The following is a 15,443-nucleotide window of genomic DNA, read 5'->3' as shown; positions in this document are numbered from 1 at the left end:
GCTCTTCCGATCTTTATTGGGGAACCTGTGGCAATGTGTCGGCTCAAACCGTTAAGCGCTATATCGAGGAGTGCCAGGGTTGATCAACTCTGCCGCTTTGCAGCGGCGCGGGAACCATTCTGTATCCCCGACCTGAAGGAAGGGGGTTTATCTGGTTCCCGTGCCCTCCATTTTCTATAAATTTCTCCAGCGGTTTCACTTCAGCACTGATATTTGCCAAACCTTGATGACTGTTATGGGCATCTTGCCGGCGATGATTGCTTGGTTCTGATCGCCAAAACCATTAAACGTTCAGCAGATTTAGTGGCGCGCTATGGCGGTGACGAATTGCCATTTTACCGAAGAACACCGTAAAGCCCCTTGTTTTCGGCCAATCAAGGATCATAATAGATCTTGATTGCAGTACCCTCTCATCCCCACTCCGCCATCCATGACCTATAAGCGACTCAGCGAAACCGAACGCCAGCGTGTTTTCCAGCAGTACAGCCAAGGGCTAACGGTCAAAGACTTAGCGACTGAATTTGGCGTTAGCGAAAATACCATTCGTCGCATTGTTAAGCAAATGGAAACCGAGTCGCCAGCTCTGCCGCTTCTGAGTCTGGCAGCGGCTCCCTTGCCCCCCGAGGCAGACAGCACCGACGAGGAAGAGCTTGAGGGGGAAAGCCTTGCCCTAGATGAAGATGACTACGACGATAGCGACGAAGACGAACTGGATGAGGACGAACTAGGGATTGAACCAGTTCTGCCGGATGTACCAGAGATTGAGGCGGTGGAGTCCTTGGAGGTCATGCCTTTAGCGGCTGCCACCCTACCGCGCCCGTGCTACGTGGTAGTGGATCGCCGGGCTGAACTACTGACCCGTCCCCTAGAGGCGTTTCGTGGCCTAGGCCCTCTCTCTAGTGAAGAGGCTCAGCAAAGCACCCTGCCGATTTTCGATAGTCGTCCGGTGGCGCTGCGCTACTCACAGCAAAACCAACGACTCTTCAAAGCTAGCGATGTGCAATGGCGCAAAACAGTGGTCAAAGTGCCTGATGGCGAAATGCTGCGCAAGGTTACTGGCTACCTCCAGGCAAAGGGAATTACCCGCGTGTTATATCATGGGCGTGTGTATGCGCTGGATCTAGAATAAGCTAGGGGCAAGTATGCGATGTCAGGGATGCCCCTTGGAGGTCTCCTTGGTGGGAGTTAGGAGCTGGGTAAGTACAGTATGAAAGCAATGATCTTGGCCGCCGGAAAAGGCACCCGGGTACGCCCGATTACCTACACGATTCCGAAGCCAATGATCCCAATTTTGCAGAAACCCGTGATGGAGTTTTTGGTGGAGCTGCTGCGCAAGCACGGTTTTACCGAGATTATGGTGAACGTCAGCCATCTGGCCCACGAAATTGAAAACTACTTTCAGGATGGGCAGCGCTTTGGTGTTGATATTGCCTACTCGTTTGAGGGGTACATTCAAGATGGTGAGCTAGTGGGGAAGGCGCTTGGCTCGGCGGGTGGTATCAAACGGATTCAGGATTTTAACCCGTTCTTTGACGATACGTTTATTGTGTTGTGCGGTGATGCCCTCATTGACCTAGATTTGACGGCAGCCGTGCAGTGGCACCGCCAGAAAGGGGCGATCGCCACCGTCATTATGAAAACAGTTCCCCAGGATGATGTCTCCAGCTATGGTGTTGTCGTAACCGACGAGAGCGATCGCATCACGGCCTTTCAGGAAAAACCCCGTATTGAAGAGGCACTGAGCAACACCATCAATACAGGAATCTATATCTTTGAACCTGAAGTGCTAGACTACGTGCCCTCGAATCAAGAGTTTGACATCGGCAGTCAACTATTTCCCAAACTGGTAGCCATGGGGGCACCCTTCTATGGCTTGGCGATGGACTTTGAGTGGATTGATATTGGTAAGGTTCCCGACTATTGGCAAGCGGTGCGCAGTGTGCTCAACGGTACAATTACCAATGTGTCTATTCCCGGACACGAACGCTTTCCCGGAATTTATACGGGCTTGAATGTAGCGGTTAACTGGGATAGGGTAACGATTCAAGGACCGGTCTATATTGGCGGCATGACGAAAATAGAGGATGGCGCGACGATCATTGGGCCAACGATGATTGGGCCGAATTGCCACGTTTGTGGTGGTGCCGTGGTGGATAACTGTGTCATCTTTGAGTACTCTCGCCTCGGTTCGGATGTCCGCCTAGTGGATAAGCTCGTTTTTGGTCGCTACTGTGTGGATAAAACGGGAACCACCATTGACCTCAAAGCTGCCGCCCTCGATTGGTTAATCACGGACTCTCGGCAAACCGAGATTTTGCCTAGCCCCCTAAATCTCAAAGAAGTTGTCTCCTAGCGGGGTGGGAATTGATTATTAACCACACCTACAAGTTCATTTTCCTAAAAACTCGCAAAACAGCGGGAACGAGCCTAGAAATTGCCCTCTCGCAGTTTTGTACGGCCACGGACACCATCACGCCCATTCGCTGGCAGGATGAGCGGATTCGTCGCCAATTAGGCTACGTGGGGCCTCGTAACTATCGCGCTCCCGTGTCAGACTATACTCCCTCAGATTGGCTGGCCTTGTTTTACCGTGGGCCAAAGCGACTCCTGAGTAATCATGACCCTGCAAAGCACGTTCAGCGGGTGGTTGGCTCAGAGATCTGGCAAACGTACTTTACGTTTTGTTTTGAGCGCAACCCCTTTGATAAGGCCATCAGTCGCTATTACTGGAACACCAACGAACCGCGCCCTCCCATCGATGAGTATCTGCAAAGTGTCCAACCGGACTTATTGTCTAACTGGGGGATTTACACCATTGCGGATCAGATTGCGGTGGACTTTGTGGGGCGCTACGAACGCCTAAATGAGGATTTGGCCATTATCCAAGAGAAACTTGGTTTGCCACGGCCATTGAACTTGCCGCGAGCTAAGGCTGGGTATCGTAAAAATCGCGATCACTATAGTCGGGTCTTAAATGCGGCGGCGCGGCAGCGGATTGAAGCGGTTTGTGCCAACGAGATCGCCCAGTTTGGCTACCACTGGGAAGCAATCTAGAGCTAAGTGAAAATACTTACGACGACTGATGATTGATGTCAACAATTGTTACAAGAGGCGGCGGGGATCATAAGACTTGTGGAGAACTCCTACGAACCGCTGACATTTCCTAGCATCCCTAGGGGCGATCGCAGTAGGTTGAGAATCAGTACAGGGCAGCAAATGACGAGCGAATGATGTTTGTCAGATGCTAGGCGTGCCGGCTAGACTGCTTTTTCCATCACAGTATGGCAGGGCGCCGAAGATTGCCTCTGTGGATGACGCAAAATCTACCTAAGAATGCCTATGAAAGTTGGGGTCGTTAAGGAACGCGAAGTGGGAGAGCAGCGGGTCGCCCTCATTCCCGATGTCGTAGCCAAGCTGGTACAGCAGGGGTATCGCATCTGTGTGGAAGCGGGAGCGGGCGATATGGCTCACTTCAGCGATGATGACTATCGGGCAGCGGGTGCAGACATCTATCCCTCAATCGAAGACGTGTGGGGCGGGGTTGATGTTTTGCTAAAGGTCTCTCCCCTGCGCGATCGGGAAGTGGAGTGGATTCGCCCGGGCACAACCCTCATTAGTTTTCTGAACCCTTTGGGGAACCCATGGCAGATGCAGCACCTTGCAGAACGCCATATTACTGCCTTTGCCCTTGAGTGTATTCCCCGCAGTAGCCGTGCCCAGAGTATGGATGCCCTTTCGTCCCAAGCGGCGATCGCGGGCTATGCTGCGGTTCTATTGGCTGCCTCAAATCTGCCGCGGTTTTTCCCTATGCTCACGACTGCCGCAGGCACGATTGCCCCGGCCAAAGTGTTCGTGATCGGGGCTGGAGTGGCTGGTTTGCAGGCGATCGCCACTGCCCGTCGCTTAGGGGCGGTGGTCGAAGCCTTTGATATTCGGCCTGCGGTCAAGGAAGAGGTGCAAAGCCTAGGAGCAAAGTTTGTGGAGGTCAGCCTCGAAGAAGACACCGTTGCCGCGGGTGGCTATGCCAAGGACGTCTCGGAGAGTGCCAAGCACAAAACTCAAGAGGCGATCGCTGCTCACGTCCACAGCGCCGATGTCGTAATTACCACGGCGCAAATTCCCGGCAAGCCCGCCCCCCTTTTAGTGACCGAGCGGATGGTGGCTAGCATGAAACCCGGTTCAGTCATTGTAGATCTGGCGGCTGAGCACGGGGGCAACTGCGCGTGCACCGAGCCGGGGCGCTCTATCTGCCATCAGCGGGTAACGATCATTGGCGCTATTAACCTGCCGTCCTCCATGGCCATTCACGCCAGCCAAATGTACGCCAAAAATATTTCGACCCTTCTGAAGTACCTCAGCCCGAACCAAGAATTGCAGTTGAATTTTGGCGATGACATTATTGATGCAGCCTGCATTACCCACGAAGGTCAAGTGCGCAACCCACGGGTACTGCAACTTTTACACCCTGCGGACACTTTGGCAGTCAGTGTTTAAGGAAGTTTTACAGACAATCGTGCTGCCCTTTAGAGGTGTTGTTCTATGACAGATCCAATTATTGTCGGTCTGATAATTTTTGTCTTGGCCAGTTTTGTTGGCTTTGAGGTCATTAATAAGGTGCCCCCTACCCTCCACACCCCCTTGATGTCCGGGTCAAACGCCATTTCTGGAATTGCCGTCATTGGTGCACTGCTGATGGCGGGGAGCGGTCACACTACCCTGACGGTTGTCCTTGGCTTTATTGCGACGGTCTTAGCCACCGTCAATGTGGTGGGCGGCTTTTTAGTCACCGACCGGATGTTGCAAATGTTTAAGCGGTGAGGCAGAGTGCCATGGATTGGTTAACACGGATTGAAGACTTAAGCTATTTGGGGGCAGCCGCCCTATTTATTGTTGGCCTCAAACAATTAGGGTCACCCGCAACCGCCCGCCAAGGGAATCGCCTTGCTGCTTTGGGAATGCTCCTAGCCATTGTTGTGACCCTTTTAGATCGGCAAATTATTAGCTATACGGGCATTTTGGCCGCGATTGGTTTGGGGAGCATCATTGGGGCAGTGGCCGCCTACAAGGTGGAGATGACCGCTATGCCGCAGATGGTCGGGCTGCTCAACGGTTTGGGCGGTGCAGCCTCAGCCTTGGTGGGGATTGGCGAATTTTGCCGCATTGTGGCCGTTGGCGAGCCGCTCCCCCTGAGTACCCTTGTGACGATTATTTTAGGGGTGCTCATTGGCGGGGTTACCCTGACCGGCAGCTTAGTGGCCTTTGGCAAGTTGCAGGGACTCATTTCCGGAACGCCTGTGATCTTCCCTATGCAGCAGGGTATTAATCTTGGCTTACTGGTTGCGTTTTTGGCCACCAGTGTTCTCATCTGGCTGGATCCGTCCCAGATGGGTCTATTTTGGAGCTTGGTGGCGATCGCCGGTGTCTTGGGGGTTCTTTTTGTCATCCCCATTGGCGGTGCCGATATGCCCGTTGTAATTTCGCTGTTGAACTCCCTCTCTGGTTTAGCGGCAAGTGCAGCAGGGTTTATTGTTGGCAACAGTATGCTGATTATTGCCGGTGCCCTTGTTGGTGCCTCCGGCTTAATTCTGACCCAGATCATGTGCAAGGCCATGAATCGCTCCTTGGCCAATGTGCTCTTTAGTGGCTTTGGCGGCGGCGGTGCTAAAGCAGCGAGTGGCGTCACCAGTGCAGCTACTCCCAAGACGGTTCGCACCATTGACTCGGAAGAAAGCGCCATGATGCTGGGCTATGCCAAGTCGGTGGTGATTGTACCGGGCTATGGGATGGCAGTTGCCCAAGCGCAGCACAGTGTTAAGGAATTGGCGGATCAACTGGAGCGGCTAGGGGTAGAGGTCAAGTATGCCATTCATCCCGTGGCCGGACGGATGCCCGGGCACATGAACGTCCTGTTGGCAGAGGCAAATGTGCCCTATCCGCAACTCAAGGACATGGAGGACATCAACCCCGAATTTGAGAATGTGGATGTTGCCTTAGTCATTGGAGCCAATGATGTGGTCAATCCGGCAGCCCGCACCAACCCCGGCAGTCCGGTGTATGGAATGCCGATTCTGGATGTGGATCGGGCGCGGCACACCATCGTGATTAAGCGTAGTCTCAGCCCTGGTTTTGCCGGTATTGACAATGACTTGTTCTACAAAGATAAAACCCTGATGATGTTTGGCAGTGCCAAAGATGTGCTGAATAAGCTGATTACTGAGGTGAAACAGCTCTAGCGACAACTGACTGCGGCAGTGCGGCTAAAGACTGCCGCAACCTGTTCTAGCTCAAACTGATCGAGGCGATCCAGAACCCAGTGGCAGCGGCGTTGCAGCATATGAAAGGGGTATGTGTGGGCAACGCCCATCACCCGTATGCCTGCTGCTTTTGCCGACTCAATGCCTGCAAACGTATCTTCAATGGCTAAGCAGTCGCTAGCCGCCAGAGCCAGTTCTGGAAACTGCTGCTGTAAGCGCTCTAGTGCCCGCTGATAGGGGTCAGGATAGGGTTTGCCGCGATCCACCTCTTCAGCACTGACGATACAGTCAACGGCGGATGTCATCTCTGCGCGTGCTAAGGCCAAGGTGACCTCTGATCGCAGCGCTCCCGTCACAATGGCAATTTTTAGGCCTGATCCCCGCAGGTGTTGCAATAATGGCAGGGCACCGGCGAAGAACGGCAACGGATCACTGTTAGTGAACCATTGCTGGTAGGCGACTGCTTTTTTGCGAATCAGGGTCTCTAAATAGTCAGCCGTGATGACACGACCGCGCCGACTCAGCAGGTTATCAAGGCAGGCGCGATCGCTGCGGCCAAGACAAAACTGGTCGTACTCCCCCCGCTGGGGGCGCAGGTTTTCCTGAAGGAGAATCTCATCAATAAGGGCGGCATGAATCGGCTCGTCGTCCAAGATGACGCCGTTAAAGTCGAAGAGAATGGCCTTTAGGGGCATACCTGTACAAGTTCAGGGAATAACTGCTGAATGCGCTGCTGGATCTGCGCTTCGTCACTGAGGTGGGCAGTGTCTGCAGTCTGCCGCATTAAGGATTCTCCGACTAACACGGCTTGGGCACCAGCGGCTGCCACCCGCTCAACGTGAGCCTGCTTGTGGATGCCTGACTCGCTGACCACCACAATCCCGCGATCGCGCAGTTGTCCGCCATAGGTTGCCAAGAGTGCCTCTGTAGTCGCCAAATTCACACTAAAGTCCTCAAGATTACGGTTATTAATGCCCACAAGCTGCACTCCCTCAAGGGTCAAGACTCGCTCCATTTCACTGGCCGTGTGCACTTCAACGAGGGCAGTCATTCCCAGGCTGTTAGCAATGCGCAGAAAATAGTCTAAATCGCGATCGCAAAGGATGGCCGCAATCAGCAGTACTGCGTCAGCACCCCGTAACCGCGCCAGAAACATCTGGTAGGGGTAGATGATAAAGTCTTTGCACAATAGCGGTAGCTCAACGGCGGATCGAATCTGCTCGAGATACTCAAAACTCCCTTGGAAAAACTCGCTGTCTGTTAGTACAGAGATACAGGTGGCACCGGCAGCCGCGTAGGCGTGGGCGATCGCCACCGGATTAAAGTTGGCACGGATCACCCCTTTACTGGGGGAGGCCTTCTTCACTTCGGCAATGAGGGCAGGCCGGGTCACTGGCGATCGCAGCGCATCAATAAACGACCGCACTGGCGGCGCATTCAGCACTTGGCGTTGTAACTCTGCTAGCGGGAGGCTGTCGCGCAGTTGCTCAACCTCCTGCTCTTTGTGCCAAACAATTTTTTCCAGAATATGGCGGGGTTCCCCGTCCACCACAGGAACTTGATAATGGAGGGTATGAACCGTCACGGCAGGATTGGGGGGACGGCGGCGAATGTGCATAGGGTCTCTCGTAGCAGTTCCGCATTCAGTCATTGACCATAGGATAGAACAGAATGCAGTATTTGGGGATCACGCTGACGGCAGTTTTCACTCAACAATCACGAGAGTGGACTTAGCACCTTACCCCCCGTATCAATGGCAACCTCACCCACCACTTCGGGGCTGTTGGCCTCCGAGGGCGGAACGACTTGCCAAAAGAGCGGCAAGTAACGCTCCCACTCCTCCAGAATCATAGCGGCCTTGGCGCTGCCCGTGCGATCGCGATGCGCCGTAATGAGTTGCCGCAGTTGCGCTGCACCAATGGCGGAGGTGACCCGCTGGAGCTTGACAATTTCGGGATTAACTTTAGCGGGGAAGGTGCCTGCCTCATCAAGAATATAGGCTAAGCCACCGGTCATCCCCGCCCCAACGTTACGCCCTGTCGTGCCGAGCACCACGATGACACCGCCTGTCATATACTCGCAGCAATGATCGCCGGTTCCTTCAACCACGGCTTGCGCCTTCGAGTTACGTACTGCAAAGCGCTCGCCAGCACGGCCATTGGCAAAGAGTACCCCGCCCGTGGCACCGTAGAGACAGGTATTGCCGATAATGACGTTCTCAGCAGCGGTGTAGGGGGCGTTCGGCTTGGGTTTAATGATGAGTTCGCCACCGTGCATTCCCTTGCCCACGTAGTCGTTGGCTTCGCCAGTTAGCCGCAGGATCATCCCCGGTAGGTTAAAGGCACCAAAGCTCTGACCAGCACTCCCGTAGAAGTTGAGGGTGATTTGCCCTTCAAAGCCAGTGTTGCCATACTGCTTGGCAATCGCACCGGCAATGCGCGCCCCTACCGTGCGATCGGTGTTGACAATGGGTAACTCTAGTTCGACCGTCTGCTGCTTGGCAATGGCGGTTTGCACTTCGGGTCGCGCCAAAATCTCATCGTCAAGCACTGCGCCATTACTATGAACGGTTTCGTGCTGTAGCCAGCGGCGATCGCTGCGGGTATCCGGCAACTTAGTCAAACAGTTGAGGTTGAGGGCAGCGGTTTTGGCCAACTGAATATCTTGGCGAGGACTCAGCAGATCCGCACGCCCTACCACATCTTGCAACGACCGGTAACCAAGCTTTGCTAAGATTGAGCGCACCTCTTCGGCAATAAACAGGAAGAAGTTAACCACGTGCTCAGGCATACCGGGGAAACGTTTGCGCAGTTCGTCTTTTTGGGTGGCAACGCCTACCGGGCAGTTATTGGTGTGGCAAATACGCGCCATAATACAGCCCTCGGCAATCATGGCCACTGAGCCAAACCCAAATTCTTCGGCTCCCATCAGCGCCCCCATCACCACGTCCCAGCCACACTTGAGGCCGCCATCAACCCGCAGGACAACGCGATCGCGCAGTTGATTGTCTAAAAGAACACGGTGAACTTCCGTTAACCCCAGTTCCCACGGACTGCCGGCGTGCTTAATGGAACTCAAGGGAGACGCACCCGTGCCGCCATCGTGACCAGAAATTTGAATCACATCGGCATTAGCTTTGGCCACGCCCGCCGCAATGGTACCAATGCCAATTTCCGCCACGAGCTTCACCGAGACCTGAGCTTGGGGATTAATCTGGTGCAGATCAAAGATCAGTTGCGCCAAGTCCTCGATGGAGTAAATGTCGTGGTGCGGCGGTGGCGAAATCAGGGAGACCCCAGGCTTCGATCGCCGCAGCATCGCAATGTAGGGGCTGACTTTTGTGCCCGGCAGTTGACCGCCTTCACCAGGTTTTGCACCTTGGGCAATTTTAATTTCAATTTGTTGGGCATGGGTCAGGTATTCGGGGGTTACCCCAAAGCGCCCGGAGGCCACCTGTTTAATGGCAGAACTAGCGGTGTCACCGTTCCGCAACCCTCGCAGGTGCGGCAACTGGGGCGATCGCCCTTCAGCATCCACATCGTTGAGCACTTGGAACCGCACTGGGTCTTCGCCCCCTTCACCGGAGTTGGATTTGCCACCAAGGCGATTCATGGCGATCGCTAGCACCTCGTGAGCTTCCCGTGAGAGTGCCCCCAAGGACATCCCGCCAGTGCAGAAGCGTTTGACAATTTCGCTGGCAGGCTCGACGTGCTCTAAGGGAATACTGGGGCGATCGCTGCGGAACTCCAACAAATCCCGCAGAGCCGTAGGGGGGCGACCCGTCAACTGCTGCCGATACGTCTCGTAGTGGTCATAGCGATTGGCCGTCACCGCCTTATGCAGGGCTTTGGCCATTTCCGGGTTGTTCATGTGGTACTCCCCCCCCGGACGGAACTGCACAAAGCCAAAGTTTTCCAGCTTCTTGCTCGTCAGTTCCGGGAAGGCTTTGTGGTGGAAGGTAATCGTTTCCTGGGCTAAATCCCGCAGGGTTAAGCCGCCCACCCGAGAGGTGGTGCCAATAAAAGCCGTGTTGAGCAGATCATCCCCAATGCCAATGGCCTCAAAAATTTGGGCACCGCGATAGCTGGCAATTAAGGAAATTCCCATTTTGGAAAGAATTTTCAGCAGTCCCTCTTCAATGGCTTTGCGGTAGTTGGCTTGGGCGGTTTGCAAATCAATACTGGCCAGCTTGCCTTTAGCCATCAGGTTTTGGGTGCGATCGCTGTGCCACCACTGGCGGATGGTCTCCCACGTGAGGTAAGGGCACACAGCACCGGCACCATAGCCAATGAGACAGGCAAAGTGATGCGTACTCCAGCACTGGGCTGTTTCCACTACCAATGAGACCCGCCGACGAATGCCTTGGGCAATGAGGTGATGGTGTACCGCCCCTACCGCTAATAACGGCGGAATATAGGAAGTGTCCGCAGCAATCATCTGTAACTCACCCGCCCCATTGTGGCGATCGCTGAGAACTAAAATGGCAGAGCCAGCCTGAACCGCGGCAGCCGCCTGCTCACAGAGGCGCTTCACCGCCACTTCCAGCCCACTTGGGCCTTGATCAATGGCAAATTGCGTCGAAAGCCGCACAGTGCCAAAAGGAGCCTTGAGAATCTCTGCGAGTTCCGCCTCGTTAATAATGGGCGAATTCAGTTGTAGCAGCCGTGCATCCTCTGGAGACTCTACCAAAAGATTCCCCCGCGCTCCCAAGCGCGTCACAAGGGACATCACCAGTTTCTCCCGCAATGGGTCAATGGGCGGATTCGTGACTTGGGCAAAGCGCTGCTTGAAGTAGTCGTAAAGGAGATGGGGCTGCGACGAAAGCACCGCCAAGGGAATATCATCCCCCATACAAAACGTCGGCTCCTTGCCATCCTTGGCCATGGCCTCGATTACCATCTCCACATCTTCGGCACTAAAGCCAAAGGCGGTCTGCTGTTGCAAGCAGGTGGTGCTGTCGAGTTGCGGCGCTTCCCAGTAGGCTTGGGGCACCAGTTCTTGGCGATAGGTTTTCAGCCATTCGCCGTAGGGCTGCTGCTGCGCCACCCGCTGTTTAATTTCCCAGTTGGTGAGTAATTCTTGGTGCTCCAGATCCACGGCAATCATTTGCCCTGGGCCAAGCCGACCTTTTTCTAGAACCGTGTCTTCGGCAATTTGAATACTGCCCGCTTCCGAAGAAACAATCACCAAATCGTCGGTGGTCAAGGTGTAGCGGGCAGGGCGCAGGCCATTGCGATCAAGGGTGGCACCAACAATTTTGCCATCGGAAAACGCTACCAACGCAGGCCCATCCCACGCTTCCTGAATACCGCTGTAGTATTCGTAAAAGTCCACCACTTCAGGGTGCTCTGCTAGATCCGGTTGATTTTGGTAAGCCTCCGGCACCAGCATCATCATGGCGTGCAGGGGGTGGCGACCCGATTGCACCAGTAACTCTAGCACATTATCCAGATTGGCAGAGTCGCTATTGTCAGCGTTCACAATTGGGGTTAAGTCTTCAAAGGCACCTTGCCAGTAGGGATGAGCCAACTGCGATTGGCGTGCCCGCATCCAGTTGATATTCCCCAAGAGGGTATTAATTTCCCCGTTGTGACCCAGCATCCGCATCGGCTGTGCCAGAGGCCACTTCGGCATGGTATTGGTGCTAAAGCGGCGATGGTACAGGGCAAACGGGCTGACGTAGTTAGGGTTGCGCAGGTCGTCGTAAAACTGAGCTAACACCACTGAGCGCACCATTCCCTTATAGACAATGGTGCGGGTGGAAAACGAACAGATGTAAAAGTCTTGCCGCCACTCGGCGGTGGTTTGGGCAACGGCACGTTCAATACGCTTACGGGTGAGGTATAGCTGCCGCTCTAGCTCGTCACCGCTTACCCTGCTGGACGCCACAAACAGTTGCTCAATTTGAGGTTGGTTTTGCTTGGCTTGTACACCCAGAACTTCAGGGTGAACCGGTACGGTGCGCCAGCCGAGCAACCGCAGTTCATTTTGACTGAGCACCCGCTCCACAATTTCTTTTGCCGCTGCCGTTGCCGCCCCTTGGGGCAAAAAGATCATGGCTACCCCAATCCGCTGCCGCGGAATGCCAAACTCGGGTAATAGCTCCCACGGAATCGCGGTCATAATCCCAGCGCCATCCCCAGAGTCGCGATCGGCGCTGCAACCGCCGCGGTGTTCTAAGCAGATCAGACCCTCTAGGGCTTGCGCCACAATTCGGTGACTCGCCATCCCTTTGCGGTGGGCGACAAAGCCAACGCCACAGGCATCTCGCTCTTCCACAAGCCAAGGTTGTCCATGGTAACCATTATTCAGGGTGGTAGCGCTGGCTGGGGAAAAAAGGGAGGGTTGTTGCATGGGTCTGAAAACAGAAACGTTGATTTAAGCAGGCGGTAAATCAGAGGGTTGCCACTGTTCAAGTTCTAAGCTGTAGCGACTGAAAAACGCCACGACTCTAAAGCTGAAGGAGAGCCAAGGCGACAGTGCATTCCGTAATAATGGCTTAGTGGAACAAGACTAACAACACAAACGTCCCGCCTCAACCATTATAAGGATTTCTCTGGGTTACGAATAGTCAAGGCAAGAATTGTTAAGATTTTGCGAAAAATCCTTTTGTTGGTCACTCAATTCTCAGTTAGGGAACGGGAGTTGGGCGTGGATGACCCCTCTCCCGTGACACCCATGTGTGGCTTCCTACAGTGCAGGAGCGCTATTGCCCAAATAGCCTTAGCCAGCCCAACCTTTAGCGGCTTGATCCAGCACGTAGGCGGCCACGTCTTGAATTTGCCCGTCCGTTAAGCGGCCAGCAAAGGCAGGCATAGCGTTTTTGCCGTGTTGCACTTGGTAAATAATGGCATCTTCAGAGTTCATGCCAAATTGTTCGAGGGCTTCTTTTTTCAGGGTTTTGTTGGCCATGACCACATTGCCACCACCCATGTGGCACGCCGCACAGTTCCCACTAAAGACTTTTGCGCCATTTGCCAAATCTGCTGCAACGGCAGCGGGGGTCAGCACCATAAACGTGGCGATCGCCAAGGCGCAAACACTGATCAATAGTTTTTTCAACGGAGTTCTCCTTTCATGGAATGCGTCAGAATCGCTGTGAGGAGTGTAAACGTCACCAAAGGCAAGTTTAGCAAAGTTCCCAACTCAGGGAGCACTGTCGGCGAAGGTTTCAGTGCCCCAGCCGGGAGCCACGGCTGCCGCGCGCAAAATAAAGGCCGCCAAATCCTCTAGCTGATTGGTGGTGAGCCAATCCTCACTCACTTGGCGGCACCAGTAGCTTTCTTCGCTGCCATCGTAGGCCATGGGCAGGCGCTGAAACGCCACTAAGCTGGCAATGGTGTCCCGAGGCGGCACGGCTCCTTTGAGATCCTTTAAGGACAAGGACACCAAGGGATTCGGCAAGGTCGTGCCACCCACATGACAGTTTTTGCAGTTTTCCTCAAAGAGGCGCTTACCGCGGGTGAGATCTTCGGGCGTAAAGGCACGAGTATCGCCACGGTCATTGAGGGGCAGTTCAATGGCCTCAGTTGCTTTCAGGTACTGGATGACGTAATTGTCAACCCCACTGGCAGCGGCTGGAGTCGCGATCGCCCCCCAACACCAAACCATAACAAGTAGGAGGAGCAATCCTAGGCGCGGTGCCCAAAAACGAGTTAGGTGCATGAGTTTCGACAAATCCTTGTCTATTGGTTAGTAATAAATTTTGCCGCCACCCCATTTATCCCCGAGAATTTTCGGCTCAACGAGAATATGACCCGCGATCGCCACTAGATCTTGCTCCGTCAGGTTACGCATTTTGGGGAAAATATCCGCACTGCGCAGGCTGGGGTGCACCTCGGCAATTTCCTCTTCGCCATCGTAGGTGGTGGGGTTTTTCATGTAGTCCACCAACCCCTCAATGGTATCCCGAGGGGGGGTAGCCAGCGCCAAGGTTTCCGTGCGCAGATCAAGGTTAGGATTGGTTTTGGTGATACCTCCCACATGACAGGACGCACAGGCATACTGGAATAATCGCTTGCCTTCTTGATATTGCTTTTCGGTGAGGGTCACCGTTTTCCCTTCACTGTTGAGGGGGACGGTCAGCGTCTCTGGGGTTAGTTCAGCAGCCATGGCGGTGCCTGTGGTAAATGGCCAAAGGCAGAGGCAGAGAGCTACCGCAAGCCAAACACATTTCTTTAACATAGTTCTCCCAATAAAGCAGGTCTTACGATTGCGGTGGTGTGTCCCGTTGATCGCTGGCAGGGGGGGTGGTCAACGCCAGAATGATCGCTTTCGCATCTTCTAGGGGCAAGCGCGTCTGCGGGCTGGTATAGCGAATACCAAGGCGATCGCACCAATCACAGACCACCTCTACAGAAACCCCGTAGTCAGCAGCCAACTGGGCGATCGCCATATCCACAAACCCCATGCCCAACTCCCCGCGTGGGATCAACGACCAAGTATCATTATCATGCCATTGCGGCGACTCTTTACCGAAAAACGCCGTAAAGCCCCTAGCTTTAGCTATGGGGATATAAGGCGCATATTGTTTTATCAAGCTGAGTCTGTGATAAAATGGAAGCATGAGAGTCGTAGAAGCCAAGTTAAAGGGCACACAGGAGCAATATCAGTCTTTGGACGAAGCCATCCGTACCGCACAGTTTGTGCGCAACAAGTGTGTACGGTACTGGATGGACAACAAGGGTGTGGGTAGGAATGACCTCTATGCCCACTGCAAAACCTTGGCTCAAGAGTTTGATTTTGCTAAACAGTTAAACTCAGCAGCCAGACAAGCCCGTGCAGAGCGGGCTTGGGCTTCTATCTCTCGGTTCTATACTAACTGCCAAAACAAGGGGGCAACGAAAGGCTATCCCAAATTCAAGAAGCATTGCCGCTCTGTAGCGTACAAGCTATCGGGTTGGAAGCTATCAGCGGATGGACTGTCCATCACCTTCACCGTTCGCGTAAGCGGGACGGAGTCCTTTGGCTTCAATGCAGGTACATTTGCCTTGTGCTGCAATGGAGAGGCAAGACAGCATCTCCTCAACTCTAAAATCAACCGAGTGCGAGTGGTACGCAGGGCAGATGGGTACTATGCTCAATTCTGCTTGGATGTAGAGCGCAAAGAGCAAGGACAATACACAGGGAATGTCATCGGGATTGACGTGGGGTAAAACACTCCTACACCGACCAGAACGGAAACACGGT

The 15,443-nt window shown here is 54.0% G+C and carries 16 protein-coding genes; 9 read left to right on the top strand and 7 right to left on the bottom strand.

Going from position 1 to position 15,443, the window contains the following annotated elements; translation table 11 throughout:
• From L5220_RS12965 to L5220_RS12930, 8 genes are all read left to right on the top strand, one after another.
• Positions 1-180: hypothetical protein (locus L5220_RS12965; protein WP_499574034.1), on the top strand; the 180-nt coding region annotated here is incomplete at its 5' end.
• Between the two features lie 33 nt (positions 181-213).
• Entirely contained in the window at positions 214-354 is a 141-nt protein-coding gene (locus L5220_RS12960; RefSeq protein WP_099798006.1) for a diguanylate cyclase, read from the top strand.
• A gap of 76 nt (positions 355-430) precedes the next feature.
• Positions 431-1,129 (top strand): helix-turn-helix domain-containing protein, encoded by a 699-nt coding sequence (locus tag L5220_RS12955; RefSeq protein ID WP_099798004.1) that lies wholly within the window; start codon positions 431-433, stop codon positions 1,127-1,129.
• Positions 1,130-1,207: 78 nt separating this feature from the next.
• Complete coding sequence (locus L5220_RS12950) at positions 1,208-2,353, top strand: nucleotidyltransferase family protein (RefSeq protein ID WP_099798002.1); 1,146 nt, start codon at positions 1,208-1,210, stop codon at positions 2,351-2,353.
• Positions 2,354-2,364: 11 nt separating this feature from the next.
• The gene (locus tag L5220_RS12945; protein WP_099798000.1) at positions 2,365-3,054 is read left to right on the top strand and encodes a sulfotransferase family protein; all 690 of its coding nucleotides are present in this window, start codon (positions 2,365-2,367) and stop codon (positions 3,052-3,054) included.
• Positions 3,055-3,339: 285 nt separating this feature from the next.
• Positions 3,340-4,494, top strand: a complete 1,155-nt coding sequence (locus L5220_RS12940) for a Re/Si-specific NAD(P)(+) transhydrogenase subunit alpha (RefSeq protein WP_499574031.1) — start codon at positions 3,340-3,342, stop codon at positions 4,492-4,494.
• 45 nt (positions 4,495-4,539) lie between these two features.
• Complete coding sequence (locus L5220_RS12935; RefSeq protein ID WP_099797997.1) at positions 4,540-4,818, top strand: NAD(P) transhydrogenase subunit alpha part 2; 279 nt, start codon at positions 4,540-4,542, stop codon at positions 4,816-4,818.
• Between the two features lie 11 nt (positions 4,819-4,829).
• The gene (locus L5220_RS12930; protein WP_448514698.1) at positions 4,830-6,233 is read left to right on the top strand and encodes an NAD(P)(+) transhydrogenase (Re/Si-specific) subunit beta; all 1,404 of its coding nucleotides are present in this window, start codon (positions 4,830-4,832) and stop codon (positions 6,231-6,233) included.
• Here L5220_RS12930 and L5220_RS12925 read toward each other — a convergent pair.
• From L5220_RS12925 to L5220_RS12895, 7 genes are all read right to left on the bottom strand, one after another.
• A complete protein-coding gene (locus L5220_RS12925) occupies positions 6,230-6,949 on the bottom strand; it encodes an HAD family hydrolase (RefSeq protein ID WP_499497977.1) in 720 nt (239 codons plus the stop codon). The genes L5220_RS12930 and L5220_RS12925 overlap by 4 nt on opposite strands.
• Complete coding sequence (gene trpC / locus L5220_RS12920) at positions 6,940-7,872, bottom strand: indole-3-glycerol phosphate synthase TrpC (protein WP_499574029.1); 933 nt, start codon at positions 7,870-7,872, stop codon at positions 6,940-6,942. Before trpC ends, L5220_RS12925 begins: the two co-directional genes overlap by 10 nt.
• A 98-nt stretch (positions 7,873-7,970) precedes the next feature.
• Positions 7,971-12,608: a glutamate synthase-related protein gene (locus L5220_RS12915; protein ID WP_499574028.1), complete on the bottom strand. Its 4,638-nt coding sequence runs from the start codon at positions 12,606-12,608 to the stop codon at positions 7,971-7,973.
• A gap of 369 nt (positions 12,609-12,977) precedes the next feature.
• A complete protein-coding gene (petJ, locus tag L5220_RS12910; RefSeq protein WP_499574035.1) occupies positions 12,978-13,304 on the bottom strand; it encodes a cytochrome c6 PetJ in 327 nt (108 codons plus the stop codon).
• Positions 13,305-13,400: 96 nt separating this feature from the next.
• Positions 13,401-13,919 carry a photosystem II cytochrome PsbV2 gene (gene psbV2 / locus L5220_RS12905; RefSeq protein WP_448525683.1) on the bottom strand — a complete coding sequence of 173 codons (519 nt, stop codon included), beginning with the start codon at positions 13,917-13,919 and terminating at the stop codon, positions 13,401-13,403.
• A gap of 27 nt (positions 13,920-13,946) precedes the next feature.
• Positions 13,947-14,438 carry a photosystem II cytochrome c-550 gene (gene psbV / locus L5220_RS12900; protein WP_099797985.1) on the bottom strand — a complete coding sequence of 164 codons (492 nt, stop codon included), beginning with the start codon at positions 14,436-14,438 and terminating at the stop codon, positions 13,947-13,949.
• Between the two features lie 22 nt (positions 14,439-14,460).
• Positions 14,461-14,664 carry a translation initiation factor IF-2 gene (locus L5220_RS12895; protein ID WP_099797983.1) on the bottom strand — a complete coding sequence of 68 codons (204 nt, stop codon included), beginning with the start codon at positions 14,662-14,664 and terminating at the stop codon, positions 14,461-14,463.
• Between the two features lie 154 nt (positions 14,665-14,818).
• On the opposite strand from L5220_RS12895, the gene L5220_RS12890 reads away from it, so the two are divergent.
• Entirely contained in the window at positions 14,819-15,409 is a 591-nt protein-coding gene (locus L5220_RS12890; protein ID WP_499574026.1) for an RNA-guided endonuclease InsQ/TnpB family protein, read from the top strand.
• Positions 15,410-15,443 lie beyond the last annotated feature (34 nt).

The sequence above is a fragment of the Synechococcus sp. PCC 6716 genome, assembly GCF_022570815.1.
GTDB classification, from domain to species: Bacteria; Cyanobacteriota; Cyanobacteriia; order Thermosynechococcales; family Thermosynechococcaceae; genus Thermosynechococcus; species Thermosynechococcus lividus.
This window is presented reverse-complemented; position numbering and strand designations above follow the sequence as displayed.

Excerpts from the sequence above, each read along its gene's own strand:
- L5220_RS12925 (WP_499497977.1), bottom strand. The coding sequence starts at position 6,949 with ATGCCCCTAAAGGCCATTCTCTTCGACTTTAACGGCGTCATCTTGGAC.
- trpC (WP_499574029.1), bottom strand. The coding sequence starts at position 7,872 with ATGCACATTCGCCGCCGTCCCCCCAATCCTGCCGTGACGGTTCATACC.
- L5220_RS12895 (WP_099797983.1), bottom strand. The coding sequence starts at position 14,664 with ATGGGGTTTGTGGATATGGCGATCGCCCAGTTGGCTGCTGACTACGGG.
- psbV2 (WP_448525683.1), bottom strand. The coding sequence starts at position 13,919 with ATGCACCTAACTCGTTTTTGGGCACCGCGCCTAGGATTGCTCCTCCTA.
- L5220_RS12915 (WP_499574028.1), bottom strand. The coding sequence starts at position 12,608 with ATGCAACAACCCTCCCTTTTTTCCCCAGCCAGCGCTACCACCCTGAAT.
- L5220_RS12935 (WP_099797997.1), top strand. The coding sequence starts at position 4,540 with ATGACAGATCCAATTATTGTCGGTCTGATAATTTTTGTCTTGGCCAGT.
- psbV (WP_099797985.1), bottom strand. The coding sequence starts at position 14,438 with ATGTTAAAGAAATGTGTTTGGCTTGCGGTAGCTCTCTGCCTCTGCCTT.
- L5220_RS12930 (WP_448514698.1), top strand. The coding sequence starts at position 4,830 with ATGGATTGGTTAACACGGATTGAAGACTTAAGCTATTTGGGGGCAGCC.
- L5220_RS12955 (WP_099798004.1), top strand. The coding sequence starts at position 431 with ATGACCTATAAGCGACTCAGCGAAACCGAACGCCAGCGTGTTTTCCAG.
- L5220_RS12890 (WP_499574026.1), top strand. The coding sequence starts at position 14,819 with ATGAGAGTCGTAGAAGCCAAGTTAAAGGGCACACAGGAGCAATATCAG.
- L5220_RS12940 (WP_499574031.1), top strand. The coding sequence starts at position 3,340 with ATGAAAGTTGGGGTCGTTAAGGAACGCGAAGTGGGAGAGCAGCGGGTC.
- L5220_RS12950 (WP_099798002.1), top strand. The coding sequence starts at position 1,208 with ATGAAAGCAATGATCTTGGCCGCCGGAAAAGGCACCCGGGTACGCCCG.